We start from the raw sequence: 26,736 nt of genomic DNA, 5'->3' as shown, positions 1-26,736 counted from the left end.
GCCTGAGGGAATCGTGCAGGAAGGCACTTCCGCATATCGGTAGCGAATGTTTTCAATCGGAATGCCTCATGTCCCTGACAGGCCTGTTCCACAGTTGTTTACGGATGGACAGGGAAATGAGCGTTGGCGGATGTTAAGACGTATCCCATGGCTTTTGTATAGGGATAAATACGCAGTTGATGGCAGGTAATTGCTGCTGTTGGAGGAGTAAATACGAGGGGGCCTGGAATTGACCTCCAGTCGTCTGGAGCGGCACTATGCATGGACGCTACGTGGCTCATTTTTGTAAGCCGATGGTCCCTGGATACTGCCATGTCAGTACCTGACACCGGCCTGGAAAGTGATGCCTTCGCGCTATGGATCAGCTGCGAGGATGCCGTTTAAAAAAATCAGAAAATATATGCGGGAACTAACCACATGAATGCTGCCAGCATCTCTAGAGCTATTCAGTGCCTGCAGTTTGCCATAGCAGAACCTTTCACAAGGTTGGCCTGCTCTTTTGCTATTACGAAACCGGCTAGTGAATATCACTATTCCAACAATTTACGTGCTGGCGAGCGGTATCAAGGTTCGGGCGTCCTGCCCCGACTCGTTCTTATCAATACAAAAACCGTCGGCCAGAAATTCAAAGGCCAACGTCTTCAAGTTTTCAGCATTCTTATTGGCAATGTAGATATTTCAACAGCAGCAGGCTTTCGTCGATGAGGCGAGGTCTGCCCGTCCAGGGGGAAATTCTGGTCGTCGACGATGCGCCCGAGTCGCGTCAGTTGCTTGCCGATCTGTTGTCCGATGCCGGTTATAAGGTGTGTCAGGTGGATAACGGCGAACGGGCGTTGTTCGAGGCGCTGGCACGACCGCCGGATTTGATCCTGCTGGATATCCGCATGCCGGGCATGGACGGTTTCGAGGTGTGCCGTCGCTTGAAGGCGCACGGCAACATCAAGACGCCGGTCGTGTTCATCTCTGTGCAAGATGCTACAGAGGATCAGGTGCAGGGATTTCGCCTGGGTGCCGTGGACTTTATCTCCAAGCCTTACCAGCCAGAAGAAGTTCTGGCCAGGGTTGGCACCCACGTCGGCCTGATGCAATCGCGCAAGCTTCTGGAGGCCGAGCGTGCCCACATGGAAGTACGGGTGAAAGAGCGAACGCAAGAATTGCAATCAGAGGTCAATACGCGCCGTCTCGCGGAAGAGCGCCTGCATATCTACCAGCATATTTTTGAAACCACAGGCGAGTGCATGTACATCACTGACACGGGAGCCCGGCTCCTGGAAGTCAATCCAGCGTATTGCAGGACGCTGGGCTATAACCGCAACGATGTCATCGGTCTGCGGCCCAGTGAGCTGAACATTGATACCGAAGGCAGCGATGAAGCACAGATCTGGCGTGCTTTGCGCGAACGCGGGCATTGGGCGGGTGAGTTCTGGGATCGTCGCAGCAATGGCGAAATGTTCCCCAAGTGGTTGGAGCTCAACGTCATCACGGATCTCGAAAGCGGTGTACTGAAACACTATGCAGGGGTCTTCTCGGACATTAGTGCGCTCAAGCACACCCAGGAGCAACTGCACCAGTTGGCCTATCACGACGCGCTGACGGGACTCGCGAACCGGACCATGTTCCGCGAGCGGCTCAGTCAGGAAATCTCCGTCGCCAAACGTTACGGCCAGCGGTTGGCGGTGATGTTCATTGATCTGGATAAATTCAAGAGCATCAATGATTCGCTGGGCCACGATGCGGGTGACCGGTTGCTGGTCAATGTGGCCGAAGTGTTACGCAATGAAGTGCGCGAGGGGGACATTATCGCCCGCCTGGGCGGTGATGAATTCATGTTGGTGTTGCGTGATATTCGCGATGTGCATTTGGCGGCGCATGTGGCGGACAAATTGGTAAAGCGCTTGAATCGTCCGTTCATTATCGACGGTGAAACCGTGCACAGCGGCGCAAGCATTGGTGTGGCCATCTACCCCGATGATGGTTGCGATGTCTCCGAATTGTCCAAGCGTGCCGATGCTGCCATGTACCGCGCAAAAGCGGCTGGCCGTGGCCAGTTCCATTGTTATTCCGCCGAACTGGATCTGCACACGCAGCAGGATCTGGCGCTGCAGTATGACCTGCGTTATGCACTCAAGCGGCAGGAGTTCGTCATGCACTTCCAGCCGCAAATGGCGCTCGACAGCGCGAACCTGATTGGTGCCGAAGCCTTGATTCGTTGGTGTCATCCAGTGCATGGCATGGTGGCGCCGGACCGCTTTATCCCCATGGCGGAAGAGTCGGGACAAATAGTTGAAATCGGCTATTGGGTGATCCGTGAGGCTTGCCGACACCTCAGAATTTTCAACGCGGTCTCCAGCAGCCCCTTGAGCATGTCCATAAACCTGTCGCCCCGACAATTCCAGCAAGCCAGCCTGGCGGATGAAATTGCCCGGATCGTGGCCGAAGAGGGCGTGCCGGCCACCAGTATTGAACTGGAAATCACCGAAACCACGGCAATGGCAGATGCCGACGCGGCGGCTGTCGCCCTGCATCAACTCGCCAGTCACGATTTTTCCATTGCCATCGACGACTTCGGCACCGGCTATTCGTCGTTGTCCTACCTGATGGCCTTTCCGGTCGAGAAACTGAAAATCGATCGTTCGTTCGTCAAGCACATTCCCGGCAATGCCAACGATTCCGCGCTTGTCTCGGCCGTCATCAAACTGGCCAAGAGCCTGGGTCTGAGGGTGGTCGCCGAAGGCGTGGAAACGGTCGCCCAGCGCAATTTCCTCGCCGCACAGGGCTGTGACTTGTTGCAGGGGTACTGGTACTCCAAACCACTGGACTGTGCAGCGTTCATTGATTTCATCGGTGTTGCCCATGCGCGGCAGCAGCAAGCAGTGCAAGGGGAGGAGTGATGAAACCAGTGACTAAAGAGCTGCCGCTCAAGGCGCAATTCACCCTGTTGCTGGCGGGTGTGACGCTGGCGTTGATGGTGTTGGCACTGTGGTCATATCGCACCGTAACGACGGTGATGATCAGCGGCGATCTGTATGAGCGCATCATTGCCGGAAAGAACCTCGAGGGCGACATCCTGCCTCCACCGCAATACATCGTGGAGAGCTTTCTCCTGACCCATCGGATCCTGAGCGCCAAGAGCGAGGAGCGTTGGCCATTACAACTGCGCCTGGAACACCAGCGGATTCTGTTCTATCAACGCCAGGAGTACTGGCAGCGCAGTCACTTGCCCGTTGAACTCAAGCGTTTGATCAACGAGGACGTTTTCGCCCCCGCCGATGCCTTTTTCAAAGAGGTCGAGTCCACCTTGACGCCGGCGCTGAGCGCCAATGACCAACCGCAACTCAGGGCCTCCTACGCTCGCTTGAGCCAATACTATGAGCTCAACCGTGCCGCCGTGGATCGATTGGTTTTCGAGCTGAGGAACTACCAGCAGACAATGGAGAAAGAGGCTCACGCAACGGTGCAGAATTCGTTGCTCGGCCTGGGATTGATCGCTTTGGGGGTGTTGGTGTTGGTCGTGGCGTTGGTGCTGCGGCAAATGGCGATAACGATTTCTCGCAATATCAAACATCACGTAGAGCTACAGCGTAGCCATGAAGAGGCGCGGCTGGTGGCCGAGCTGGCGAATCGCAGCAAAGGTGAATTTCTGGCCAATATGAGCCATGAAATCCGCACGCCCATGAACGCCATCGTTGGCATGAGCCACCTGGCACTCAATACGGAATTGACACCGAAGCAGCGTGACTATCTGGCCAAAATCCGCACCGCTGCAGATGCCCTGCTGGGCACCATCAACGACATCCTGGACTTCTCCAAAATCGAGGCTGGAAAGCTGGACCTTGAACTTCGGCAGTTCTGTCTCTTGGAGGTGATCGAAAGCGTTGCCACGATCGTCGGGGTCAAAGCACAAGAGAAAGGGGTGCGCTTTCGCGTCGATCTGAACGAGGCGGTGCCAGATGCACTGATCGGCGATCCCACTCGCCTGACCCAGGTATTGTTGAATCTGTGCGGCAACGCCATAAAGTTCACGCCGGCCGGCGGCAATGTGATGCTCGGCATCGTCGCGCAATCGCAAACCGGCGAGAGCGCCTGCTTGCGTTTTGTCGTTCGGGATAATGGTATCGGCCTGTCCGCCGAAAGTGCTGCGGGCCTGTTTCGTCCTTTTACCCAGGCAGACACGTCCATCACCCGCAGATTCGGTGGGACCGGGTTGGGTTTGGCCATCAGCAAGCAGTTGGTGGAACTGATGGGAGGGGAGATCGGCATCACCCCCGATCGCAAGCCGGGATGCGAATTTTACTTCACCGTGCCCTTTGCGATAGGTCACCAGGTAGAGCGCATCGCTTATGAACAGGCACCGGCGATGCGGCGTATTCATGTGCTGGTGGTGGACGACAGTGCCAGTGCACGGCAGATATGCCTGGAGCTGCTGCCGACGCTAGGGTGCATCGGGGTGGGTGTCGAGTCGGCTGCCGAGGGGCTGGCGGCGTTGGAGGCCGAGACGCTTAACCCCTTCGACCTGGTCCTGGTCGATTGGATGATGCCGGGTATTGATGGATTCAAACTGGCGCATTTCATCCGCCGCAGCACAGCGCTGACCAAGCAACCCAAGATCGCGCTGATGACCGCCTATTCCTCCGATGAGGTGCGACAGCGCGTCACCCAGTACAACTTTGACGGTTTCCTGATCAAGCCACTGACGCTAGCGACGCTGTTCGATGGCATCAACGGGATTTTCGGTCAGCCTACCAGCCTGGCCCCCAGCGTAATGCTCCATCAGGACCGCATCCGGACGTCTTCTCGCCTGGCCGGTCAACGTGTGTTGTTGGTGGAGGACACGGACTTCAATCAACAAGTGGCCCTTGAGCTGCTGGCTGATATCGCTCACATGCACGTGACGCTGGCGGACAATGGCCAACAAGCCGTGGATCTGGTCTTTGCCGAACACTTCGATGTGGTGCTGATGGATATCCAGATGCCGGTCATGGACGGTTATGAGACGGCTCGACGCATACGCAGCAATCCGCTCTATGCACAACTGCCCATCATTGCCATGACCGCACATGCCTCGGCCACCGATCGTGATGCGTGTATCGCCGCTGGCATGAATGACTTCATCAGCAAGCCCGTTGATCCCGAGCATTTATTCGACGTGATTGCTCGCTGGTTGCCGAGCACTTCAGTCGTCGCGGATGAGATCGACGACGAGTTGCCAGCCACCCCATCGGACAATTCACCGGCCAGTTGCATCTCCTACAGCAAGGGCCTGAAGTACTGCTACGGCAAGAAAGACTTCTATGAAAAGCTGTTGAGAACATTCATCGAGTTACGCGCAGGGGAAAGCGTAAAGCTCGAAACCTTGCTGGAACAACAGAGCTATATCGAGGCGGCCCGCATCGCTCACACAATGAAATCGGTGGCCGGCACTGTCGGTGCGCAAACCCTGGCGCAGACGGCAATGGAGCTGCAATTTGCGTTGGATGCGCGGCAGTTGGAACACTTCCCGCCATTGCTGTCCCGGTTTGAAGCCGACTTGGCCGAAACCATTGCAGAGGCGAAGAAGATCGTTGGAGGGCTGGCGAGCTGATTGACTGTTGAGACGAGTGTGTCTGGTAAAAAGCAGCGGGGCTGCAGGGGGCCATTCACGCCCGCTTGCAGCCCGGCTCATGCTCGACAGTCAGTGTGAATGCCGAGGCTCGCCACTGCGGGCGATCACCCGCAAGTGCAGGGTGGCCGGCTCCAGGCAACCGCCGGTGGACAACTGTCCGACCAGTTGCCGATACAGCTCCTGCCAAGGCGTTTGCGAAGGCGGGATATTCGGCGTCCACTCCAGGCGACGTCGGTTCATCTCGGCCTTGTCGACCAGCAGATTCACCGTCCGCTCATTCAGGTCGACGCTCAGGCGGTCGTTGGTTTTCAGCAGCGCCAGGCCACCGCCCACGGCGGCTTCCGGGGACATGTTGAGGATCGACGGACTGGCGGAGGTGCCGCTCTGGCGACCGTCACCCAGGCAGGGCAAGGAGTCGATGCCTTGCTTGATCAGCGCCGCCGGCGGCGCCATGTTCACCACCTCGGCACTGCCGGGGTAGCCCACGGTGCCGACACCGCGGATCACCAGGATGCAGCGCTCGTCGATTTCCAGCGCCGGGTCGTTGATGCGGGCGTGATAATCCTCAGGGCCTTCGAAGACAATGGCCCGCGCCTCGAAGCTGTTTTCTGCCCCGGGCTCGGACAGGTAAGTCTTGCGAAACGCCTCGCCGACCACCGACATCTTCATGATCGCGCTGTCGAAGAAGTTGCCGCTGAGCACGATGAAACCGGCGCGGTGTTTGAGCGGGGCTTCGAAGGGATAGATCACGTCCGCATTGCTGGTCAGGGTGCTGCCGACGATTTCGCCGATGGTCTGGCCGCTGACCGTTTCGCAGGTTTCGTGCAGGCGCCCGGCTTTTTTCAGTTCATGCATCACGGCCGGTACGCCACCCGCACGGTGGAAGCCTTCGCCCAGGTATTTGCCCGCCGGCATGCAATTGACCAGCAGCGGCACGTCTTCGCCAATGCGTTGCCAGTCATCGAGACTCAGCTCGACGCCCATGTGCCGGGCGATCGCAATCAGGTGCGGAGGGCAATTGCTCGATGCGCCCAGTGCCGAGGCGACGGCGATCGCATTCTCGAACGCTTCCCGGGTCATGATCTGCGACGGCCGCACATCCTGGCGCACCAGTTCGCAGATGCGCTTGCCCGTGGCGTAGGCCATCTGTCCACGCTCACGATACGGTGCCGGAATGCTCGCGCAACCCGGCAAAGACATGCCCAAAGCCTCGGCCAGGGCGTTCATCGACAAGGCGGTGCCCATGGTGTTGCAGTGACCCACCGAGGGCGACGCCGCGGTGGTCATTTCCATAAAGCCTTCGTAATCGATATCGCCGGCCGCGAGCAGATTGCGCGCATGCCAGAGCACGGTGCCGGAGCCGATCAGTTCACCTTTATGGTGTCCGTCGAGCATCGGCCCGCCAGACAGGACGATGGAGGGCAGGTCGGTGGTGGCCGCGGCCATCAGGCAGGCTGGCGTGGTCTTGTCGCAGCCCGTGGTGAGCACGACGCCATCGAGCGGATAGCCGTGGAGAATCTCCACCAGCCCCAGGTAAGCCAGGTTGCGGTCCAGTGCGGCGGTGGGCCGGCGGGACTGCTCGGCGATGGGGTGCACTGGGAACTCCATGGGAATGCCACCGGCATCACGAATGCCGGCCTTGACCCGCTGGGCGAGCTCGATGTGGTGACGGTTGCAGGGCGTCAGGTCGCTGCCGGTCTGCGCGATGCCGATGATGGGACGGCCCGATTGCAGCTCTTCGCGGGTCATCCCGTAGTTCATGTAGCGTTCGACATACAGGGCCGTCATGTCGGCGTGGGCAGGGTCGTTGAACCACTGCTCGCTGCGCAGTGGCCGTTTAGGGGTGTCACTCATGATTCATTTCTCTCTTGTAATTGGTTGAATCGATAACCGGCTCAGGCTTCAACGTGCGAGCAGACCGCGTGTTGCAAGATTGCGCAATAAAGCACTGACGCCGAAGGTCCAGGGTGCGGCGTCGCAGCTGTGGGTGACCTGGTTGTGCAGGCTGCCGAGCAAGGGGCTGCTGATCGTGACCCGGTCACCCAGCTTGTGGGTGAAACCACTGCCGACATGATCGCGGTCCTCGGTCGGGGCGAACAGGGTACCCAGAAACAGCAGGAAACCATCGGGGTATTGGTGATTGGCGTTGAGGGTCTGACCGGCCAGGTCCTGGGGATCGCGGCTGATCTGACTCATGGAACTCGAACCGTGCATCCGATAACCGTCCTCGCCCTGCACCTGCAGATCGACCACGCAAGCGCGGACATCATCCAGGCTGAAATGCTCATCGAACAGACGAATGAACGGCCCGATCGAGCATGACGCATTATTGTCCTTGGCCTTGCTCAGCAACAGCGCACTGCGCCCTTCGAAATCCCGCAGGTTGACGTCATTACCCAGGGTGGCGCCGTGGATCTGGCCACGGCTGTTCACCGCCAGCACCACTTCGGGTTCCGGGTTGTTCCATTTCGAGCCGGGATGAATGCCAATCCGGTGGCCGCTGCCCACGGCGGCCAGGACCGGTGCCTTGGTGAAGATTTCCGCGTCCGGGCCGATGCCGACCTCCAGGTACTGGGACCACATGCCCTGTTCAATCAGCAAGGCTTTCAGTTGCATCGCTTGCTCGGAACCAGGAACGATCGAGCGCAGGTTGTCCCCGATCACGCCCTGCACAATGGCACGCACGGCTTCGGCTTTTGCCGCGTCACCGCCGGCCTGCTCCTCGATCACACGCTCGATCATGCTGGCGGCGAAGGTGACCCCGGCGGCCTTGATCACCTGCAAGTCCAGCGGCGGCAGCAGGGAGGGTTTGCCTGGATCGGCATCGGCGCCCGTGTTGGCCAGCAGGGATTCGATACTGGCAATGAAGGTGCCGGGCGTCTGCCGCACGGCCTGAAGGGGAGAGTCCGATTCCAGCAAGTCGCTCAGGGTCGCGAAGCGTTCCGACAGATCGAACACACCATCGGCGCGCAGGACAATCGGCGAAGGCCCGGCAATCCGCCCCGGTACCCAGGCGCGGCCGATCAGAGTACCGGTCACACCATCGACCGGCAGGGTGTTTTCGGGAGTAAGCAATATCGACATGGCGAATCTTCCTGGTTCTTGAAGGCTTCACGCTAGGGCTGGCAGTCGATAAACTCCAATGAGATATTTTCAGTAAACGATAACGGTTGGTTATCGTTGCCTCGAGGAATGCTCATGATGGAACTGTCATTCTCCAGCTTCTGCGGCTGGCTCAAATTCAGGCATCTGCTGTTGATCGACACGTTGGGGCGTACGCGCAACATGCACTTGGCAGCCCAGCAGATGAACCTCAGCCAGCCCGCCATCAGCAAGATGCTCAAGGAAATCGAAAGCTTGCTCGGCTTCGCCCTGTTCGAACGACAGCCACGCAGCATGCCGCCTACGGCACTGGGCGAACATGTGCTGCGCTATGCGCAGATCGCCCTGAACGATGCCCGCTCGTTCGTCGAGCAGATCAGCAGCCTGCGCGAAGGCGGCCATGGTCATCTCAAGGTCGGCGGGATTTTCGCCGCCACGGCCGTGGCATTGCCGGAGGCGATCTTACAGATCAAACAGCGCTGGCCGTTGTTGTCGATCGAAGTGGTGGAGCAGACCAGCAACTACCTCATGGAGATGCTCGAAGAGAAGAGGCTCGATCTGGCGATTGCCCGTTTTACCGATCAAAGCCAGCAGCAACGCTATGACTTCCAACCGTTGGCCCCTGAACCGTTTTGCATCGTGGTCAACAGTCGTCATCCGCTCGCGGACGCCGGCCCGATCTCGTTGCAGCAATTGGTGGATTTGCCGTGGATTCTCTACCCGGTCGGCACGCCGATTCGCGCGCGGATGGAACTGGCGTTCGCCGAGGCGGGCGTGTCGATGCCGAGGAACACCATCGATACCATTTCCATGCAGACGTTCCTTCAGGTCCTGCAGCGCGGCCCGATGATCGGGATGCTGCCGGATGCCATGGTTCATCCGCTGCTCGACAGCGGCCAGCTCAAAACCCTGGATACGCCGTTGCACCTGGTGCCACAGGACTACGGCATCCTCACACGCAAGGGCGAGCAACTGGTGGGGGCGGCCCTGGAATTTGCCGAAATCCTCAAGGAAAACGCTCGCTTGGCAGGCGATCAGGCAGGGTGACGCATTGCAGATCGGTGGTTGATTTCGATAACGGTTCGTTATCGGTTAATCCAAAAATGCCATTGGGAAAGAATCGATTCGCGGCAGTAGAGTACCGACCAGATTCCCATTTGGGTCAGGAGACTGTCATGCCCGAACTGTCCGGTCACAATTTTATCGCCGGTGGCCGCAGCGCTGCCGGATCGGTGGTACTGCACAGCGTTGATGCGACTACCGGGCAAACGCTGCCCGCGGCTTTTATCCAGGCCACGGTCGAGGAAGTGGACGCTGCTGCCACGGCTGCCGCAGAGGCCAGCCCGATTTACCGCAATCTGCCGGCTGCACGCCGGGCCGAATTTCTCGAGGCCATCGCCAGCGAACTGGATGCATTGGGCGATGAGTTCGTGGCGCTGGTCTGCCAGGAAACCGCCTTGCCGCCCGCCCGTATCCTGGGGGAGCGATCCCGCACCAGCGGCCAGATGCGCCTGTTTGCCCAGACCCTGCGTCGCGGTGACTTCTACGGCGCGCGCATCGATCTGCCGCAACCAGAACGTAAACCTTTGCCACGGCTCGATCTGCGCCAGTGCCGTCTGGGCGTCGGCCCGGTGGCGGTGTTTGGCGCCAGTAACTTTCCCTTGGCATTTTCCACTGCTGGAGGCGACACCGCCGCCGCGCTCGCCGCCGGTTGCCCTGTGGTGTTCAAGGCTCACAGCGGGCATATGGCAACCGCGGAGCAGGTCGCCGCCGCCATTATTCGCGCCGCCGAAAAAACCGGCATGCCGGCCGGTGTCTTCAACATGATCTTTGGTTCCGGTGTCGGTGCGGCGCTGGTCAAGCACCCGCTGATCCAGGCGGTCGGTTTCACCGGTTCGCTCAAGGGCGGCAGGGCGCTGTGCGATCTGGCTGCTGCGCGACCACAACCGATCCCGGTGTTTGCCGAGATGAGTAGCATCAATCCCGTGGTCCTGCTGCCGGATGCGTTGCAGGTTCGCGGTGAACAGATTGCTGCCGAGTTGGCCGCTTCGGTGGTCATGGGCGCGGGGCAGTTTTGTACCAATCCCGGGTTGGTCATCGGTATCCGCTCGGCGCCATTCAGTGCCTTCGTGCAAGCACTCAGTGGCTTGATGGCCGATCAGCCGGCGCAAACCATGCTCAATACCGGCGGCCTGCGCAGTTACCGACAGGGTTGCGAAGCCTTGCTGGCGCATCCACACATCACCCACCTCGCCGGGCTCGCGCAGCAGGGCAACCAAGCTCGGGCGCAGTTGTTCCAGGCTGATGTCAGCCTGTTGCTGACGGGCAATGAGTTGCTGCAAGAAGAAATCTTCGGTCCTGCCACCGTGGTGGTCGAAGTGGCCGATCGGGCCGAGCTGCTGGCCGCCTTGCACGGATTGCGCGGGCAACTGACCGCCACGCTGGTCGGGGAGCCGGCCGAACTTGAACAGTCCGCCGACCTGGTGGCCTTGCTTGAGCAGAAGGTCGGCCGGGTGCTGGTCAACGGTTATCCGACCGGTGTGGAAGTGTGCGAAGCCATGGTCCACGGCGGCCCGTGGCCGGCGACTTCCGATGCCCGTGGCACTTCGGTGGGCACCTTGGCCATCGATCGTTTCCTGCGCCCGGTGTGCTACCAGAACTTCCCGGACGCCTTGCTTCCCGACGCCTTGAAGAATCGCAATCCACTGGGGCTGACGCGCCTGGTCAACGGAGAGAAAACCATCCAGGCACTTTAGTCATCGCAGCAACGCCGGGTGAACAGCTCAGTCGGCGAGACCCATTCGATAAAAACAATCAGGCATGTCCACATGCCCAGGGGTTACCTCCATGCAAACAATATCCGAGCATTTGCCCGCGCAGGCGCAAGCCAGCGCACTCGACTTTGAAGACCGGACCTACCGCAAGGTCATCTGGCGCATCCTTCCTGTCCTGCTCCTGTGCTACATGGCGGCGTATCTGGACCGGGTCAACATCGGCTTTGCCAAGCTGGACATGCTCAACGAGCTGCAGTTCAGCAACACAATCTATGCCTTGGGCGCCAGTATGTTTTTCTGGGGCTATTTCCTTTTTGAAGTACCCAGCAACCTGCTGCTGCATCGCTTCGGCGCGCGTTTCTGGATCGCCCGGATCATGCTGAGCTGGGCGGTGATCTCCATGGCCGTGGCCTACACCGTGCCGTTGGCGGGGTTCTTCGGTATCCAGTCAAACACCATGTTCTATGTGTTGCGCTTCCTCCTGGGTATCTGTGAAGCCGGCTTCTTCCCAGGCGTGATTCTGTACCTCAACTACTGGTTTCCGACGCATCGGCAAAGCCGGGTGATGTCCGGGTTCCTGATGGCCATGCCGATCAGCCTGACGCTCGGCGGGATACTTTCGGGCTGGCTGATGAACAGCATGCAAGGCGTGCATGGTCTGTCCGGCTGGCAGTGGATGCTGATCATCGAGGGGATTCCGTCGATCATCATGGCCTTCGTGGTGATCGTCTGCCTGGCCGACAACATCGACAAGGCCAAGTGGCTTTCCGCCGCAGAAAAATCCTTGCTCAAGGCCAACCTGCAAACCGATAACCAGGGCAAGGCTTCACGTTTGAGCGAAGTGTTTTTCAACCCTCGGGTGTGGTTGCTGGTGCTGATCCTGTTGACCTTCAATACCGGTTTCTATGGCCTGGCGTTCTGGATGCCTTCGATCATCAAGAGCACCGGCATCACTAACAGCCTGCACATCGGCCTGCTGACCGCCATTCCCTACGCGGTGGCCACGGTGGTGATGCTGCTCAACGCACGGCACTCCAACCGCACGGGTGAGCGACGCATGCACGCGGCGATTCCTGCCTTCATCGGCGGTGTGGGATTGATCCTCAGCGCGTTTTTTGCCGACAACCTGGTGTTGTCCGTGCTGTTCCTCAGCGTCGCCGCCTCGGGGATTCTCAGCCTGATGCCTATTTTCTGGACGTTGCCGGGGACCGTGTTATCCGGTGTCGCGGCTGCAGCGGGTATCGGCATGATCAACGCCATCGGCAACCTGTCCGGCTTCACCGGGTCGATGATCACCGCCGTGGCCGAGAACCTCACCGGCAATATCAATAACGGGACCTATGTGCTGGCGCTGTGTCTGTTTGTCAGCGGCGGACTGATTCTGGCCATTCCCGCAGCGATGCTGGGAAGAACACCAAAAACGGCGGTCACCACAGCGACGCTGGAAACGGCATGAACATGCAGAACAAGCGGGTGCTGGTCACAGCAGCCGGGCAGGGCATCGGGATGGCCAGCGCCATTGCCTTTGCCCGGGCCGGTGCCGAGGTGTTTGCCAGTGACATCGATGTCAGCGGGCTGGAGGGAATCCAGGGTGTCACCGCCATCGCGTTGGACGTGACCTCGGCGAGCGCGATTGCCGAGGCCTGTGAACGCATTGGTGCGCTGGACGTGCTATTCAATTGCGTCGGCTACGTGCACAGCGGCAACATTCTGGAATGCGACGAGGCGGCGTGGGCACGCTCCATGGACATCAATGTCACGTCGATGTACCGGATGATCCGCGCGTTTCTGCCGGGCATGCTGCAACGCGGAGGCGGCTCGATCATCAACATGTCATCGGTGGTTTCCAGCATCAAAGGCGTGCCCAATCGCTTCGCTTATACCGCTAGCAAAGCGGCGGTCGTGGGCCTGACCAAGGCGGTCGCTGCGGACTTCATCGGCCAGGGCATACGCTGCAATGCGATCTGTCCCGGTACTGTGGAATCACCGTCGCTGCGTCAGCGGATTGCCGCCCAGGCCGAGCAACAGGGTGTGGCCCAGGCGCAGGTCTATCAGCAGTTTCTCGACCGCCAGCCGATGGGCCGCATCGGCAGCGCCGAAGAGGTCGCCCAGTTGGCCTTGTACCTGGGCAGCGACGTTTCCGCGTACACCACCGGCGGCGTGCATATCATCGACGGTGGCATGAGTATCTGAAACCGGGTTTGTACTTTTTGAGCAGGAGAGCGACATGAAATTATTGCGTTATGGCGACAAGGGTTCGGAGAAGCCGGGCCTGCTGGATGCCGATAACCGGATCCGCGACCTTTCGGCCCACGTGCCGGATATCGCCGGGCAGGTCCTGAGTCCGGAAAGCCTGGCACTGCTCGCCGCTATCGACCCGTACAGCCTGCCGATCGTTGCCGGCCAGCCTCGTATCGGTGCCTGTGTCGGGCAGGTTGGCAAATTTGTCTGCATCGGTTTGAACTACGCCGACCATGCGGCCGAATCGAACATGCCAGTGCCGAAAGAGCCGATCATCTTCGGCAAATGGACCAGTGCCATCTGTGGCCCGAATGACGACATCGAAATCCCGCGCGGCGCAACCAAGACCGACTGGGAAGTCGAAATGGGCGTGGTCATCGGCAAAGGCGGGCGCAACATCGATGAAGCCAATGCCATGGAGCACGTCGCCGGCTATTGCGTCATCAACGATGTGTCGGAGCGCGAATGGCAATTGGAACGCGGCGGCACGTGGGACAAAGGCAAGGGCTTCGATACCTTCGGCCCCCTCGGTCCGTGGCTGGTCACGCGCGATGAAATTGCCGATCCGCATTCGCTGGATCTGTGGCTGGAAGTCGATGGGCACCGTTACCAGCAAGGTAATACGCGGACGCTGATCTTCAATGTGCCGCAACTGATTGCGTATCTGAGCCGTTGCATGAGCCTGCAACCCGGCGATGTTATTTCGACTGGGACACCGCCGGGCGTGGGATTGGGGATCAAGCCTGATCCCGTCTTCCTGCGACCGGGGCAGACCATGCGTTTGGGTATTGAGGGATTGGGGGAGCAGTGTCAGGTTACGGTGCAGGCGGATTGATTGGGTGGGGCACTGCGTCAGGGTCTGGATCAGGAAGAAAGGACCTTGAGGTTGGTTTGTATAAAGCTGGCGAGCGCCGATCACACAAAAGAAATTGGCCCGGCAGGTCTTCACTGGTGCAGTTGAATGCTTACGCTAACCCAGTCGCAGCCGGGCAATGGTTTCGGGCAAGGCCGCGGGGAGTTGTAAAGCCTATATTGCCGGTAATGGGCGCGGTACAGCTCCAGGCAGTGTGTGATCCGGTCGTCGCTAAACGGTTTTAAAAGTTGAGCAACGACATGATGCATTGGCACGCCGAACAGACTCTGAATATCCGAGGGCGGATGGAGGTCGCGGCCAAGCTGGCGTATAGCAACAGTCAGACTCTCGATAATTCCCGGCGCGGAATCGAGTACGGTTCCATCGAGATCGAAAATAATGATCTTTCAATTATTCATCCCTAACCCTTTGTGTAAACGCCTGCTCCCGATTGAGCCGGTTTTCGCAGGCCCATGTCCGGACTGCGGAACGCTTGGCAGTCTATCTTCGCCGGAATCTTGCCTGCAGATTTTCTCGATAGCCTGACCCTGGGTCGCAACCCACGGCGACCAAGCGGTGCATTGAAAATTTTATGCTTTACTCATGCTTGGAATGTCACCGCGGCGAACTCCAAATTACGCGAGGTCAGCTATGAAGAGATTATTTTGTTGCTTGTCTTTAGCGTTGGCTGGTAGTGCAGTTGCGGCTGACTGTGATTGTCAAAAAGTTATTGGAAGTTGTTTGGGGTCGATTGAATTTGTTAAGGCTTATGGCTCTAAACCAAGTTTTGGCGCTGATCTGATTATCCATAGCTCAGAGAAAAAGTGCTCTAAAGTTCAATTTGTCGTGGGAAGTACACCGTACCAAACGATTCTGGCGAACAAAAACACCGAGCCGGAGAGTGTTTTCGGTACCAGTCAAATCTCGGCAAAAAGTATCACCTTTGAGTCTTGTAAAGTTTGCTCCTCTGTGGCGAGTGGTGGAAGAGACGCGCGGGGTGACAAGGATAGCAATGCAGCCGATAGTGTTTCCTATGATTTATCTGGTACCTGGTCGATGACCCAAACCTGTAGTTGGGGGACGGGAAACAGTGAAATGCAAGTACAGCATAATCAATCTACCGGAAGAATTACTGGCAACCTTTCAAATGCAAAAATTGACTCGGGATCAATTCAAGGCAATAGCGTTCATATGACGGCATCTCATTGGCTTGGAAACAAAGTTCAGATGGAAGGGCAGATTATTAGTCCTACTCAGATGAAGGGCTCTTATACGCAGACTAAATCTTCAGAGACCTGTGGGTGGGCCGCCACGAAATCTAGTTGAGTTTTGTCCCTTTTCTAACTGTTGTAACCACGGTCGTATAGCCCGCGCGCGAGGGCATGCTCAGTCGCCGCCCAGTGCTCATCTGAATACGAATCTTGTTGCGTGTCTTGTTCTGTTGTCCCCCATATCCCCCTCTGCATCTCCTTTCGCATTACCAGAACGACTGCTGGCCGATCAGGCAGTCACGCAGGCCAAGTCCTCGAGGGCATCGTTATCGAGTCGAGTCGAGTCGAGTCGAGTCGAGACGGTGATGACTGTCGAGCGCTCAACCTTCAGCGGCTCAGTGATTTGTTTTCTGTGGGCATGATTGTTTCCGTGTAGTGAGCGATATGCTGCGTAGCGGTACGGCGTGCGGCCCTGAGTGGGCGCTCCAATATAAGCGATGGCTGGTGGGGCTTTTTCTTTTTTGCCTTCATCGCGCATTCCGGGGCTATTCGATGTTTTTTACCCCAACTGTGTTCTGGGCCAGTTTGTCTCGTTCGCTCCAGGTCACGGTGTGAGTTGCTTTGTTCCATCGCACCTTTTGGATGCCGCGATCTTCCGCTCTTTCAACGGCATCAGAGATGTATCGAATGCTGAAGGTGGTTCCGGCGCACTCCCCGTGATGAAGGAGAGCTGCCTTCCAGGCCTCTAGATCACACATGCTCGATCGCTTGATGATGATGACTTTTTTGTATCCGCCGACCACAAAATGGATCTCGTAACTTTCCTTCATCGGCTAGGCGCTCGTCCTTGGTTTTCACTTGAGAAATATTATCATTTGCGGCAAGTGCTTGGGCATTGGCGTCGTAAATTAACCAGGAGATGACTGTGGCCGGACGAGTGAGCACAACTTGCCGCCGACGTCCTGCTCGTGAGGTACGGTGAGGATGGGGGGCTCCGCTGGTGCGATTCTGCCGCTGACCTTGGCAAGCGATTGAGAGATGGGGCAGTTGGCAGGACGCCGGAGGAGGGAAAAATATGAAAGTTTTGTCAGGCGGGAAGCGGCCGATTCTGTTGAAAAAGTCAGATTTTCAGCTCGCTTGAACTCAGGCACGCCAACCACTGGAGAACCTACTCACCACGTTGAGTGGTTTTTCGGCCCTTCGTTGACCTTTGCTGCTCGGTTATTGGGTTATTTTGAGGTTTTTTGCTTCGTGCAGACGCACCTATCCCGTGGCAGGTGGCCCTTGAGATGTAAGTTTGGCCAGTCGACGCAGGTTCTGTACCGCAGCCGCCAGCGTGAACTCATCGGTCGCGCCACTCATGCCACGTAGTCGCAAGCGATCCAGCTTCAGGATGCGCTTGAGGTGGGCGAACAACATTTCGACCTTTTTACGTTCGTGGCGAGAGCGCTGATACGCCAGCGTTGCTGCAATGCGCCGAGCCACATCACGAGCGGCTTCATGGACGCTGCGAGCGATTTTGCGGAACGCAGTGTTCGGGCAGCACTTGGCTTTCATCGGACACGCTACGCATTCGCTCTGCCTGGATCGGAAGATGATGGTGTTGGCTTTTGTGACGTGCGAACGCTCGTTCTTGAAGGCTCGCCATTCGCTGCGCAATGCGTTGCCGGCCGGGCAGCGGTATTCCTCAGTCTCTTCATTCCAGTGGACATCGGTGCTCGAAAAACTGTCGTTCTTGCGCTCCGTTTTGTCCCACACCGGCACGTGCGGTTCGATGTCTTTTTCCTCCACCATCCAGGCCAACATCGGCGCGGTCCCGTAAGCGGTATCACCGATGAGGCGTTCCGGCTTGATGTCGAATTGCGCTTCAACGCGATCGATCATGGTCTTGGTGCTCTCGACCTCCGCTGTGCGATGAGCTGGTGTGGGTTCCACATCCACAATGACGCCGTGCTCGGTATCGATCAGATAATTCGTGGAATAAGCGTAGAACGCCGGGCCGCCTGGAGCAGCGGTCCAGCGAGCCTGAGGATCCGTCAGCGACAGGCGCTTCGGTAGCGTTTCGGCCAAAGCCTCTTCATCGAGGGCTTCAAGGTACTCACGCACGGCGCGAGTGCTCAGGACCGGATCGCTCCAGTTAACCGGTTCGTCACCCGGTACGCCGCGCTGCCGACTCGCATCCGCCTTGATGATGCTAGCGTCCACGGCAAACCCTTCGCCCTTGACCAAACCTGCGTCCATGCAGCGACGCAGCACCTCATTGAACAACCAGCGAAACAAATCGCTGTCCCGAAAACGGCCGTGTCGATTCTTGGAAAAGGTCGAGTGGTTGGGGACTTCATCTTCAAGGCTCAACCGGCAGAACCAGCGATACGCTAGGTTCAGATGGGCCTCTTCGCACAACCGCCGCTCTGAGCGAATGCCGTAGCAATAGCCCACGATCAGCATGCGAATCATTAGTTCGGGATCAATCGACGGACGCCCAATCGGGCTATAGAAATCGGCGAGGTAATGGCGCAGGTCGCTCAGGTCGAGACACTGATCAATGCTGCGCAGAAGGTGATTGGCTGGGATGTGATCTTCAAGGTTGAACGAGTAAAACAGTCGCTCCTGCCCACTCGATAACTGTCCCATCATGCTGCGTGATCCCCCTCCGACCAATGCAGAGATTTTGCCGGAGGTCAGCCAGAGGAGCTACTTTTTCAACAGAATCGGCCATGAGCAGACAGTGACCGAATGTAAGAGCTAGCAAATCATGCGGATGCATATATCAGCTAGCAGCATTCCACAGGCGATACGATTGGCTTTCTTCCAACGAACCCATTCGGTAAAAGTTGCTCAACTATTTGCGCTCTCGCTGTTCATACCATTGTATGAACGCTTCGGCGCTTACCGGTCGGCAGACGTGAAAGCCCTGAGCCATATCGCAGTGGTAGTCACCCAGCGCATTGAGCACGTCGGCTGTTTCTACGCCTTCGGCGATGACCGCCATGCCAAGGTTATGACCCAGATCGACGACGCTTCGTACTATGAGCTCGTTCGCCTGATCGCTCTGCATGGCCAGTACAAAGGATTTGTCGATCTTGAGCTCGCTGATGGGCAAATCCTTCAACTGAGCCAGACTCGTATAGCCGACGCCGAAATCATCGATGGCGATATGGATACCCATGGAATGTAACTGCCTCAAGATGGTTCGAGCAGCATAGGAATCGAGCATGATCGCGGACTCGGTCACTTCGAGCACGATCATGTTTGGGGCCAAATTATAGTGTTCAAGTAGATCGACGATCTGAAACACCAACTTGTCGTCCAGCAGGTTGCGTGCAGAAATGTTCACGGCAACCGGTATGCATATCCCGATGTCAGCCCAGGCTCGCACCTGAGACATCGCGAGGTTCAGCACGTATCGCGTCAAGGAGCCGATGATTCCGGTCAGTTCGGCAAACGGAATGAACTCATCTGGATTCACCAGACCTCGTACCGGATGCTGCCAACGCACCAATGCTTCGACTCCGGTGACTGCTCCCGTGCTCAAGCTTACCTTTGGCTGGTACTCCAGGAACAATTCGCCTCGCTCCAGACCTCGCCGTAGTTCGCCGAGCATTGCCAGGCGTTCTGGAGAGCGCCGATCTGCTCCCGGGTCGTAGGCGAGTATGCCCTTGCCCTGCTTCTTGGCTGCATACATGGCGATGTCGGCGCGCTGCATGAGTGTCGAAGGATCGTCACCGTGCAGCCCGGAAACCACGACCCCAAAACTGGCCTCGACATCCAGTTCGACCCCATCGATGTCGAACGATTCGGTAATCGCCGCGTGCAGCCGCCGCGCCGCTTTCAAGGCCCCATCCAGGCCTTCGACGGAGGGGAGCAGAATCGCAAACTCATCACCTCCCAGCCGGGCGACTGTGTCGATTTCCCGTGCTTCACTGAGCAGGCGCTTGCCCATCTGGTCAAGCAGGCGGTCCCCGTAGTGATGCCCCAGTGAATCGTTGACTTCTTTGAACCGATCGAGGTCAATCAGCAACAGGCCTGTGTCAGTTCCCTGGCGACGGCCCAGGCGCAGTGCCTGCTCGAAACGGTCGGCCAGCAGCGTTCGATTGGCCAGCCCGGTAAGTTTGTCATGCAACGACGCGTGCAGGGCATCCTTGCGCTGACTGTCGAGTTCGATACGCGTGCCCCGTAGCACTTGGGCGAACAAGCTGGCGAGAAGCAGCCCGGCCATAAAAACGATTGGAGTGGTATTGGCGTTGAAAGACTCCCGTGTACGCAGCTTCTCCAGCGCCGCGATCGAACCCTGGTGGTGAGCGGCCGCTGCTTGCAGGACGACATTTTCAATCTTTTCGAACAGCGGGTCGGCCTCCTCTTCATCAATTCGGCGCGCCAGCGTGGAATCTCCACGCTCCACGGCGTCGAACATCTTGTAGATGCTTTCCAGATAAGGAACCAGTGAGGTACGAACATCCTCGACAAGCAAATGATCGGCAGGCGATCCGGCGTGGTGAATACGCTCCAGCGCCATGCTCAGTTGCGCCGCGACGCTTTTGAAATTACGAAGTATTTTAGGGCTGGGGTCCAGCCGATATTTATGCTCCAAAGACTCGGCGGCTAACACGGCAGTCGCCGCTGCTGAATAGTGGTCAGACAGAATGCTTGAGGCGATCGCCTCTTGCCCCAGGCGTCCAGTGGCTATGGACGACCATACCGCAAAGCCGCTGATCGCCAGCAATACAACGACCAGACCATGGCGCGCCCACCTGCTGGGAATTAATTTGCTCCAACGCAGGAAATTAAGCGTGGCACTCACTTGCCCAATGGCTTCAGGATCCTGCGGACTTGCTGGCGGTAAATTGCTCATACGCTACCTCATGTAGACGCGGCTGCTTCCATTCTTATTGGCAATATCCACCAAAGCTTAAGCTTAGATGAAAAATTAAATTAACGTTGAGATGCTCGATAATTTTTTGTACGGCATTCATTACACCTAATAACAACAAACTGATACTGCTCGGAAATTTTTATTATTTATATTAATTGCTTGATTTTCGCGCCGTCTCATATGTATGCCATGAATTCTATTAGACCTAAGGCGTAGCTACTGGCGACCAACGGAGAAAACGCATCTGATGCAACGCTTAATATCGCACTGCAAAGCTTAATAGCTTAAAATGTCTTCCTTTGATATTTAAATCGCGGGATTTTTAGAAATATTTTCTTGAGTAGGTATCCTGCATTTTTTAGCAGTGGGTTAATCCCGTGCAGTTATCTACTTGAGGGAGAAATTGTCCAAAGAAGGAAAAAACTCCTGGAAAAGCACTCATCTCCCTCATGAGAAGCCACGGCTTCCCTCAGCCCTATGCCCATGAGGTGACCAACATTGGTAATGACCGTGGGCAACTGAGCAATATGGCGAACCAAGCGCGTGAAGAAATCGAGGCTGAATCGCTAACGGTGGTGGACGACATAAAGGTCTACTTCTGCGATCCTCATCGTCCTTGGCAGCGGGGATCGAATGAGAACACCAACGGGTTGTTAAGGCAGTACTTCCCGAAAGGGACTGATCTTGCGGATCACTCGCAAGCCACCCTCAATGAAGTGGCAAGGTAGCTAAATAGCCGCCCTCGGAAAACACTAAACTACGAAACGCCCGCTGAACGATTTAGCCAGTCTGTTGCATCGATCGGTTGAATCCACAGCCAAGAGCAGAGTCAAGCTCCGACTGCACGCAGATATGCGAACTCACTATTATTGCAATGTCGAGGCACTCCAAAGCGGCATTGACTTACACCTGGGCATCAAAAAACTAATAAAACTCGTAAGTCGGTAAGTCTCCAGCGGCGAAAGCTAAACACCTCCTCATGAAAGACCGTTACGACGTCGGATTAGTGTAGTGAGGTTCGGTTTGTTCAGCGAACACGGTCGACAACGTTTGGCGTGTGGGCGATCCTCCGTCCTTTCCGGTATCTAAAAAGCTTGCAAAGCACGTCTCGGGCACAGCACCAATAAAGTATTCGTAAAGACTCTAGCGTCTCAGTGTATACAAAATGCCTGATGTACGGCACCAGGCGTTTTGTTTGAAACACCATCATTTTTTGCTATTCATGGATCTTGTAAATTACCAGAAGGTACCGCGCAAGGTTAGCATGTGGTTGCGCGGTTCGCCGTACCAGTTGGTGGCGGATGTCGATCCCACGGTGGAGTAATACGTCTTGTCGAAAATGTTGTTGGCGTTATAGGTGACGGTCCAGTGTTCGTCGACCTTGTATTCGGCCAACGCATTCCAGACCGCATAGCCCGCCTGTTCGAAGTCATAGGTATTGGTACCGCCGCTGTTGGTCACCGTGCCGCTGTAGTAGTTGGAACTTTGCAGGTTCACGCCGCCGCCCACTTTAAAGTCCGACAACACACCCGGCAGTTGATAGGTGGAAAACAGCTTGAACAAATGTTTGGGCGTCTGGGTGCTCAGCAGCGTCTTGGAGCTCTTGTTGTGGTTCTGGTTATAGGTATAACCGGCCATCAACATCCAGTCAGGCATGATCTCACCCGACACTTCCATGTCGACGCCCTTGCTCACCACTTCGCCGCTACCAATCCAGCAGCAGCTGCCGGAGAAGTCATAGTCGTTGGCAGGATAGGCTGGATCGCGCACGCCCTGATTGTCACGCTTGGTGTAATACAGCGCGAAGTTGGTGTTGACGCTGCCGCCGAACAACTCGCCTTTTAGACCGGTTTCATAGGTCTTGCCTTCCATAGCTTCGAGCGAGGAGCCCGAACCGCTCAGCAAACTTACCTGCGGTTTGTAGATTTCCGAATAGCTGCCGTACACCGACCATTCATCATTCAGGTCATAGACCAGACCGCCATAAGGGGTGACTTTGGTCGGTTCGCGCATGGAAATTTCCGATGAAGTCTTCCAGGTGCCCGCAGTAAGCGTCTTGTAGGTCTGATCGAATTTGTAGCGTTGTACACGGGCGCCAAGGATCAAGTGCAGCGGCTCGGCCAGCTGCATGCGCAAGCTGCCATACAGACCGTACTGCTTCTGGTCGTTGGGACTGTAATCACGTGTGTAGTTGGTGTTGTTTGGCGGCTCGGCGAACGGCGTGCTGTCCGGGTCGTAAGGGTTGATTGCACCACCGACCACTCGGGCAACCCCGAGCCAGCGACTGGTCACGTCCTGATAATCAGCGCCCACGACCAGATCATGTTTCAGGCCAAACATATCGAAAGTACCCGACAGGTTGGTGTCCCACATGCGCTGCTGGTTTTCCTGTTTGGCAGTCGTGCTGCTCCAGGACAATCCGGCTCCGGTCGCCTTATCGACGCCTACACCGCTGACGGTAGTGGTCTTGAAGTAACCGACATCCCAAAGATCGGTATAGGAAACGTTGAGCTTCCAGTCGTCTGAGAGCTTATGGTCGATCTTGGCGAAAATCTCGCGGCCTGTGGTGTCGGTATAACCCCAGTTTTGACCGAGACTGGTGTGACGCGGCAGACCGATATCGGAACCGTCGAGGTAGCGCGGTACAGAGTTTTGCGTGCCATTTTCATGGGCTTTGTTATAGCGGATACCGGCGGTGAGCATGGTGTCATCGGTGATGTCAGCTTCGAGGACGCCATAAACGAACGGTTTTTCCGTGCTGCGGTTATCGATGAAATACTGCCGATCGGTGTTGGCAACCACCATGCGGCCGCGAAGCTTGCCGTCGAAGGCGATCGGGCCGGTGAGGTCCACTTCCTGGCGATAGTTGTCCCAACTGCCCGCCGACGCGGTGAGTTTCAGCTGGTAGGTGTCCAGCGGGCGCTTGCGCACCATATTGACGATGCCCCCCGGATCACCGGTGCCGCCGAACAATGCCGCCGAGCCACGTAACACTTCAATGTGGTCGAACTCGGCCAGATCGTAGACGTTGGACGAATAGAAGCTGCCCAGCGAACTCCCCAACGCCATTGGCGCGGCACCATCGAGTTGGAAGTTTTCGATCTTGAAACCACGGGACAGAATGTCGAAGGTCCGATAGGTACTGTTCTGCACGGTAATGCCCGGCGTCATACGCAGTGCATCGTTGATATCGGTCAACTGCTGATCAGCCATCATTTGCTGGCTGATGATAGAAATCGACTGCGGTGTCTGGCGCAGGCTGGTGGGGGTTTTCGAGCCCACGCTGGTCAAACCGGTGGTGTAGGACTTGGAGTTCTCAGTCGCCTGACCCATGCCCTGGCCCTGGATGTTGGTCGCGCCAAGTTCGAGGGCTGCGCCCGCATCAGGCTTTTTTTTCAGATACGCCCGGTTGTTCTCGCCCAGAATGAAACTCAGGCCCGTGCCCTTGAGCAGTTGCTCCAGCGCCGAGAGAGGCGTGTATTGCCCTTGGACCGCGCTCGATGTAACGCCCCGCGTCAGGTCCGCATCGGCGAATAACTGTATGCCACTGTGAGCAGACCACTCCAGAATGGCAGCATCAAGCGGTTGCGTACTGATTGCGTAGTGGCTCGTAACGGACTGAGACGCGGCATCCTGCTGGGCCGACGCAGACAGAGGAAATGAGGCAACGCAGCCCATGGCGCTGGCCAGCAGCAGCGGTTTTAGCCGGTCGATGAAGAGTGGGGCTGGGGTGAGGCGAACAGGGTTAATGGACATGAGGTGCAGGTATCCGTAGTGATGGCGGTCTTACCGCAAATAATTCTTGTTTGCGGTTAAGGCTTAAGACGGACGAGGGGAAAACTACAATGACAAGGCTTTTTCTTATTCGCGTATTTTTTTTACGTCAGCACGAATTAGCGTCAGCCAAGGGCCAAAAGTGGTGACCTGTATCGGCAGAATAACTGCCAGGCTTTGCAGGGCGGCCATGGGTTGTTGGGCGTCGAAGGCGGCCGTGACAGACAGGGAGTCGAGTGCATCGTCAGTAATCAACAGGCGCGACGAAGAGTGGGGCTGCAACTGATCGATGACCTCTGACAGCGGCGCCCCCTTAAAGGCAAGGCGCTGCTGTCGCCAAGCCAGTTGCTGGTTCAGGTTGATGGCCAGTGGCTGAGAAATACCTGTGCGATCGTACCGTAGCGTCTGCCCTTGCTGCACGTCCACCTGTTGCCCATGCTGCTCCACACGCACGGCGTGTTCTGTGACAGTCACATCCACCCTGTCGTCCTTGATCTTGACATCGAACGCCGTGCCCAGTGCGCGGGTACTTCCGTCACTGGCTTCGACGATAAAGGGGCGCGAAGGATTGGCAGCCACCTTAAACCAAGCCTCGCCCTGATAAAGGAGTATCCGCCGCTCTCCGGTGCTGAACTTCACGTCAAGGGCTGTCTGAGGGGCGAGTTGGATGGATGAGCCGTCTTCTAGATTCCAGATACGGGTTTGGGCCACTGAGGTTCGGTAATCAGCCAAAATAGGCGGCAAGATATTCATCCTGCCCACCGTCAGTACTATCAGCGCTGCGGTAGCCCAGCCCATCCATTGAAACAATCTGCGAGGTTTTGGCTTTGCACGTCGAGACTCAACGAAAGCATTGGCGACAGTCCGCGAGGTACTCCAAACTTGTTGGGCACGCTGCCACGCTTCATGGTGGGCGCGATCATGCGCCAGCCATTCGTCGAACGCCTTTAGCTCGGCTTCGCTAACGCCAGCGTCCTGCAGGCGTATGCACCACTCCAGCGCTTGGTCGAGAGGAGTTTTAATGTCTTGTTGGGTCATACGCTGAACATCAGTCTGCAGTGAATGATCACTGAGTTTAACGAGACCTTCATTCCATTGCCTGCTCGATTCGTTGCATGGCCTTGACCATTTGTGAAACGACCGTGCTTTTGGAGATGTTCAATTGTTCAGCTATCTCCTGATGGTTGAGGCCTTCGACACGGCAGAGAATAAAAATATGACGGCAACGCGGTGGCAGGTGGGCAACCACTTGTACAAGTCTCTGCAACTCATTATTGAATTGGGCCGAGCTGGCCGGATCAATGCCTTGTGCCGGAACCTGTTCTACGATCTCTTGTTCAGCCTGCACCTCAATCCCCATCGCCTGGCGACGGCGAATGTCTGTTCCAAGATTCTTGGCAATGCGGAATACATACGCACGCGGATTGCCAATATGTTGACTCAGTTTGCGACTGGCGACCCTTAGCCAGGTTTCCTGGGTGATGTCTTCCGCCAAATTGACACTGCCAAATTGACGGACGAGGTAAGACTGCAGGGCTGCGCGGTTCTCGATGAACACAGCTAATAGATTTTCGCGATCTTGAGACATCGCCCAACATCCTGTGGCGCCATAAACAGCTGAGCACCTTAACTCAAATGATAAGTATTCTCTATTGTTTTAGGGGCGTTAACAGGAACATCGGGATCTTGCAGGAAGCAAAGGAATGCCTCACATTTTTTTTGCAGCAAATTACGCCGGAGTAAGCTGATCCTAACCGGCCCTTTCCATCATTTTTTTTAGTTTCTCGAATGTGTGTTCGGTCTCCGCCAGCCTGGCTTGCCTCAGCTCATCGCGGTGAGCTTTGGAATCGATGCCTTGCGCAAGCAGCTCTCCGGCCTCAACCGTTTTCTTCCTGGTTTACGCGCGGGGAAATATCCGGGTAGACGCCGAGTGCCATGTTGATTTGGTTTTTTGTTACGGGATGCCTGTATTTGAAATTCCACTGCAGCAAGCGTTTGACCCTGACTCGCAACTGAAGCCCGTCACCATCGCTGAGGACGAAATCCTTGTCTTTCGGTTTGACAGCTTTGAGCCGGCGGTCGGAGAAGCGGGTGAGCGCACATGAGAAGTACTCCATGCCACTTTTTTGGTATTCCAAAAATTAGCACCGGGTAGCTGGAATACCGTAGGGGATACCAAAACGACCGGAACTCGAAATTCGCCTACGGAGTAAAATTTATCTTAAGCAGTTGAATTAACTAAATTTTATTCACAAAAAAGACGTCCGTAGACGTCTTTTTTTGTTGAAGTGGCGGAGCTGGGGACC

Annotated in this window: 18 protein-coding genes and 2 pseudogenes; 10 read left to right on the top strand and 10 right to left on the bottom strand. The window is 56.8% G+C overall.

Annotation, left to right across the window (positions count from 1 at the left end):
* The first annotated feature begins 417 nt into the window (after positions 1–417).
* Genes ACYZUD_RS10555 through ACYZUD_RS10545 form a run of 3 tightly spaced genes read left to right on the top strand, consistent with a single transcriptional unit; the run spans position 418 to position 5,581 of the window.
* Positions 418–705 (top strand): hypothetical protein, encoded by a 288-nt coding sequence (locus ACYZUD_RS10555; RefSeq protein ID WP_462023940.1) that lies wholly within the window; start codon positions 418–420, stop codon positions 703–705.
* Positions 702–2,891, top strand: coding sequence for an EAL domain-containing response regulator (locus ACYZUD_RS10550; protein WP_462023939.1), 2,190 nt, complete (start codon positions 702–704; stop codon positions 2,889–2,891). Before ACYZUD_RS10555 ends, ACYZUD_RS10550 begins: the two co-directional genes overlap by 4 nt.
* Positions 2,891–5,581, top strand: a complete 2,691-nt coding sequence (locus ACYZUD_RS10545) for a response regulator (protein ID WP_462023938.1) — start codon at positions 2,891–2,893, stop codon at positions 5,579–5,581. Before ACYZUD_RS10550 ends, ACYZUD_RS10545 begins: the two co-directional genes overlap by 1 nt.
* Positions 5,582–5,671: 90 nt before the next feature.
* On the opposite strand, the gene ACYZUD_RS10540 is transcribed toward ACYZUD_RS10545, so the two are convergent.
* The gene (locus ACYZUD_RS10540) at positions 5,672–7,456 is read right to left on the bottom strand and encodes an IlvD/Edd family dehydratase (RefSeq protein ID WP_462023937.1); all 1,785 of its coding nucleotides are present in this window, start codon (positions 7,454–7,456) and stop codon (positions 5,672–5,674) included.
* Between the two features lie 48 nt (positions 7,457–7,504).
* Positions 7,505–8,686 (bottom strand): fumarylacetoacetate hydrolase family protein, encoded by a 1,182-nt coding sequence (locus ACYZUD_RS10535; RefSeq protein ID WP_462023936.1) that lies wholly within the window; start codon positions 8,684–8,686, stop codon positions 7,505–7,507.
* 114 nt (positions 8,687–8,800) lie between these two features.
* Here ACYZUD_RS10535 and ACYZUD_RS10530 point away from each other — a divergent pair, with 114 nt between their 5' ends.
* From ACYZUD_RS10530 to ACYZUD_RS10510, 5 genes are all read left to right on the top strand, one after another.
* A complete protein-coding gene (locus ACYZUD_RS10530) occupies positions 8,801–9,751 on the top strand; it encodes a LysR family transcriptional regulator (protein ID WP_462023935.1) in 951 nt (316 codons plus the stop codon).
* A gap of 128 nt (positions 9,752–9,879) precedes the next feature.
* On the top strand, positions 9,880–11,460 hold the full coding sequence (locus tag ACYZUD_RS10525) for an aldehyde dehydrogenase (NADP(+)) (RefSeq protein ID WP_462023934.1): 1,581 nt from the start codon (positions 9,880–9,882) through the stop codon (positions 11,458–11,460).
* 91 nt (positions 11,461–11,551) lie between these two features.
* Positions 11,552–12,934, top strand: coding sequence for an MFS transporter (locus ACYZUD_RS10520; protein ID WP_462023933.1), 1,383 nt, complete (start codon positions 11,552–11,554; stop codon positions 12,932–12,934).
* Positions 12,931–13,671 (top strand): SDR family oxidoreductase, encoded by a 741-nt coding sequence (locus tag ACYZUD_RS10515; protein WP_462023932.1) that lies wholly within the window; start codon positions 12,931–12,933, stop codon positions 13,669–13,671. The genes ACYZUD_RS10520 and ACYZUD_RS10515 overlap by 4 nt, the downstream gene beginning before the upstream one ends.
* A 34-nt stretch (positions 13,672–13,705) precedes the next feature.
* Positions 13,706–14,554 carry an ureidoglycolate lyase gene (locus ACYZUD_RS10510; protein WP_462023931.1) on the top strand — a complete coding sequence of 283 codons (849 nt, stop codon included), beginning with the start codon at positions 13,706–13,708 and terminating at the stop codon, positions 14,552–14,554.
* A 110-nt stretch (positions 14,555–14,664) separates the two neighbouring features.
* On the opposite strand, the gene ACYZUD_RS10505 is transcribed toward ACYZUD_RS10510, so the two are convergent.
* The gene (locus ACYZUD_RS10505) at positions 14,665–14,916 is read right to left on the bottom strand and encodes an HAD family hydrolase (RefSeq protein ID WP_462025022.1); all 252 of its coding nucleotides are present in this window, start codon (positions 14,914–14,916) and stop codon (positions 14,665–14,667) included.
* A gap of 307 nt (positions 14,917–15,223) precedes the next feature.
* Here ACYZUD_RS10505 and ACYZUD_RS10500 point away from each other — a divergent pair, with 307 nt between their 5' ends.
* Complete coding sequence (locus tag ACYZUD_RS10500; RefSeq protein ID WP_462023930.1) at positions 15,224–15,898, top strand: hypothetical protein; 675 nt, start codon at positions 15,224–15,226, stop codon at positions 15,896–15,898.
* 430 nt (positions 15,899–16,328) lie between these two features.
* Here the strand turns inward: ACYZUD_RS10500 and ACYZUD_RS10495 are convergent, their stop codons facing one another.
* The 3 genes from ACYZUD_RS10495 to ACYZUD_RS10485 all read right to left on the bottom strand — a co-directional run bounded on the left by ACYZUD_RS10495 (position 16,329) and on the right by ACYZUD_RS10485 (position 20,635).
* On the bottom strand, positions 16,329–16,613 hold the full coding sequence (locus ACYZUD_RS10495; protein WP_462023929.1) for a DUF6555 family protein: 285 nt from the start codon (positions 16,611–16,613) through the stop codon (positions 16,329–16,331).
* 433 nt (positions 16,614–17,046) lie between these two features.
* Positions 17,047–18,420, bottom strand: coding sequence for an IS1182 family transposase (locus tag ACYZUD_RS10490; protein WP_462023928.1), 1,374 nt, complete (start codon positions 18,418–18,420; stop codon positions 17,047–17,049).
* A 205-nt stretch (positions 18,421–18,625) separates the two neighbouring features.
* On the bottom strand, positions 18,626–20,635 hold the full coding sequence (locus ACYZUD_RS10485; protein WP_462023927.1) for a putative bifunctional diguanylate cyclase/phosphodiesterase: 2,010 nt from the start codon (positions 20,633–20,635) through the stop codon (positions 18,626–18,628).
* 596 nt (positions 20,636–21,231) lie between these two features.
* Between ACYZUD_RS10485 and ACYZUD_RS10480 the strand changes: the two are divergent.
* Positions 21,232–21,465: pseudogene (locus tag ACYZUD_RS10480) on the top strand (IS30 family transposase); the annotation flags it as partial.
* 427 nt (positions 21,466–21,892) lie between these two features.
* Here the strand turns inward: ACYZUD_RS10480 and ACYZUD_RS10475 are convergent.
* The 4 genes and pseudogenes from ACYZUD_RS10475 to ACYZUD_RS10460 form a co-directional block, all read right to left on the bottom strand.
* Positions 21,893–24,412, bottom strand: coding sequence for a TonB-dependent siderophore receptor (locus tag ACYZUD_RS10475; protein ID WP_462023926.1), 2,520 nt, complete (start codon positions 24,410–24,412; stop codon positions 21,893–21,895).
* A 105-nt stretch (positions 24,413–24,517) separates the two neighbouring features.
* Positions 24,518–25,468 carry a FecR family protein gene (locus tag ACYZUD_RS10470; protein ID WP_462023925.1) on the bottom strand — a complete coding sequence of 317 codons (951 nt, stop codon included), beginning with the start codon at positions 25,466–25,468 and terminating at the stop codon, positions 24,518–24,520.
* 49 nt (positions 25,469–25,517) lie between these two features.
* Positions 25,518–26,018, bottom strand: coding sequence for an RNA polymerase sigma factor (locus tag ACYZUD_RS10465; RefSeq protein WP_462023924.1), 501 nt, complete (start codon positions 26,016–26,018; stop codon positions 25,518–25,520).
* A gap of 189 nt (positions 26,019–26,207) precedes the next feature.
* Positions 26,208–26,547, bottom strand: a pseudogene (locus ACYZUD_RS10460) (integrase arm-type DNA-binding domain-containing protein); the annotation flags it as partial.
* Positions 26,548–26,736: the final 189 nt, after the last annotated feature.

This window comes from Pseudomonas sp. XS1P51 (genome assembly GCF_054897845.1).
This window is presented reverse-complemented; position numbering and strand designations above follow the sequence as displayed.